This is a genomic window from Ruminococcus sp. RTP21204st1_B2_RTP21204_210225 (genome assembly GCF_040914135.1).
GTDB classification, from domain to species: domain Bacteria; phylum Bacillota; class Clostridia; order Oscillospirales; family Ruminococcaceae; genus Hominimerdicola; species Hominimerdicola aceti.
The window spans coordinates 1-2,340 of record NZ_JBCPGA010000099.1 but is presented as its reverse complement, the minus strand read 5'-3'; the positions used below and the strand labels follow the sequence as shown (position 1 = coordinate 2,340).

The window sequence follows — 2,340 nt, the reverse complement described above, 5'->3', positions numbered from 1 at the left end:
CCGAAACTGATGAACGGCGAGATTGATGTGTCAGAGGTCAAGATTTAGGCGGCTTGCAGGCGTAAATTTTCATTTATCGCAGTATTTACAGAAATCTTATTACCTATGCTGGATAATACGCCTGCGATTTTATGCTGTGTATTCATATTGGGCATAGGAATAGTCATTTTTAGAAAATGCGATTTGGGTAATTGAGGCTGCGCACTTCCGCTTTGTATTGATAAGATTTGATTATAGAACCATTTGCTTCTTAGCACTTGATATAAGTAGTAATTATCAATCTTATCACCACACCTTATAATAAGCATTCCTGAATTTATACGGATATTATCATAAGGCACTTCATCAGAGTATATTGCAACATTACCCACAGTACCACGAGTTGTAATCACAATATCTCCACGCATTAGTTTTCCATTATTCAGCAACTCATCTTTTTTTTGTGTGATAAATTGATTATCAGCGAATAAGAAACCATTTTGTGTAACATTCTTAGCAGAAAGGAAAAGGCAATGACCTGCTTCAAGTAATTCATCTTGATGAGGATAGTTTTTTCCTCTATCACCGTCAATTACATCAATATTAATATCGCATAATTGAACAATATCAAATGTCATACCCAATCGCCCCCAGCTTCTCCCTGATCTCATTTTCAAGCTCATGGGACTTCTTGAACATATCCGACAGTTCCGAGGTCAGGCGCTTCATTTTCTCATCGAACGGCTCGCCGTCATCTTCCTGCTCCTCAATGCCGACATAGCGTCCCGGTGTAAGGATATAGTCCTGTGCAGCGATAGCCTGAATGTCAGCCACCGCACAGAAGCCCTTGACTTCCTCTAATGTGCCGTCCTGAAATGCCTTGAATGTATCAGCAAGTTTCTGAATGTCCTCGTCCGTGAAATCACGGTGCTTGCGGTCAACCATATAACCCATTTTACGAGCATCAACGAACAGCGTTTTGCCTTTCTGCTTCTTACCCTTTGTAATGAACCACAGCGTTACAGGGATAGTGACGGAGTAGAAAAGCTGTGTCGGCATCGAAACGATACCCTCAACCAAGTCGGCTTCAATGATATTTTTACGAATGTCACCCTCACCGCTGGACTGCGTTGACAGCGCACCATTTGCAAGCACCAGACCAATTTTGCCGTTTGGTGCAAGGTGGTGTATCATGTGCTGTATCCACGCATAGTTAGCGTTTCCGGCAGGCGGCACACCGTATTTCCAGCGAATATCGTCTTTGAGCTTGTCCTGCCCCCAGTTTGAGAGGTTGAACGGCGGATTTGCCATGATAAAGTCGGCTTTCAAGGTCTTGTGCAGGTCGTTGAAGAACGTGTCAGCGTGATACTGTCCGAAATCCGCATCAATACCACGGATAGCCATATTCATCTTAGCCATTTTCCAAGTGTCGGCATTGGACTCCTGTCCGTAAACAGAGATATTGCCCCTGTTTCCGCTGTGAGCCTGAATGAATTTCGCACTCTGCACAAACATACCGCCCGAACCGCAGCAAGGATCGTAAACACGGCAGTTCTCAAACGGACGCAATATCTCAACAAGGGTACGCACCACGCTTGACGGAGTATAGAACTCACCGCCCTTGACACCCTCGTAGGCGGCAAACTGAGCGATACAGTATTCATAAGTGCGACCGAGCAAGTCCTTGCTGTCCTCCGTGTCGGTCATATCCATATTGGTGAACAGATCGACAACATCACCGAGAACACGCTTGTCCAAGTCGGGGCTTGCGTAGTTCTTCGGAAGAACGTTTTTCAATGTCTTGTTCTCGTCCTCGATAGCTCTCATAGCATCATCAATGACCGAGCCGATCTCAGGAGTGTGAGCCGCAGCGGACACCACCGACCACCGAGCCTTTTCAGGCACGAAGAAAATATTGTCCATAAGGTATGCGTCAGGCTCGTCCTCGAAGCCGTCACCCTCAGCCACAAGCTCGTTATAACGCTTCTCAAATGCACTTGATATGTAACGCAGGAAGATAAGTCCCACGATAACTTTTCTATATTCGGCAGCCGGAATATGCCCCCACAACACGCAGGCAGCGTCCCAAATCTGCTTTTCAAAGCCAATATTGGCGGTATTCTTTTCAGCCATAGTTTTTACACCTCTTAAACCTACGCTTACAGCGAGGTATTATCTGTTATATTATAGCACAATCTGCACAAATAGTCAATCATTCGACACCGAAAAATCTATATTTTTCACTGGGGATTTTCGTATTAAGTACAATTACGGTTGATAAAACGAAAGGGGCTGTAAAAAAAGTCCCCAAGAAAAAAGGCTGCGATCTTGCCAAAAAGCAAGACAGCAGTCTTTTTTTGT

The 2,340-nt window shown here is 44.7% G+C and carries 2 protein-coding genes; both read right to left on the bottom strand.

Features of this window, described 5'->3' with window-relative positions; translation table 11 throughout:
• Positions 1-44: 44 nt before the first annotated feature.
• Positions 45-617, bottom strand: a complete 573-nt coding sequence (locus AB5123_RS14140) for a restriction endonuclease subunit S (protein WP_195249395.1) — start codon at positions 615-617, stop codon at positions 45-47.
• A complete protein-coding gene (locus AB5123_RS14135; RefSeq protein ID WP_117925194.1) occupies positions 607-2,112 on the bottom strand; it encodes a class I SAM-dependent DNA methyltransferase in 1,506 nt (501 codons plus the stop codon). Before AB5123_RS14135 ends, AB5123_RS14140 begins: the two co-directional genes overlap by 11 nt.
• Positions 2,113-2,340: the final 228 nt, after the last annotated feature.

Bases quoted from the DNA above. Each gene is read 5' to 3' on its own strand.
- AB5123_RS14135 (WP_117925194.1), bottom strand. From the start codon at position 2,112: ATGGCTGAAAAGAATACCGCCAATATTGGCTTTGAAAAGCAGATTTGG.
- AB5123_RS14140 (WP_195249395.1), bottom strand. From the start codon at position 617: ATGACATTTGATATTGTTCAATTATGCGATATTAATATTGATGTAATT.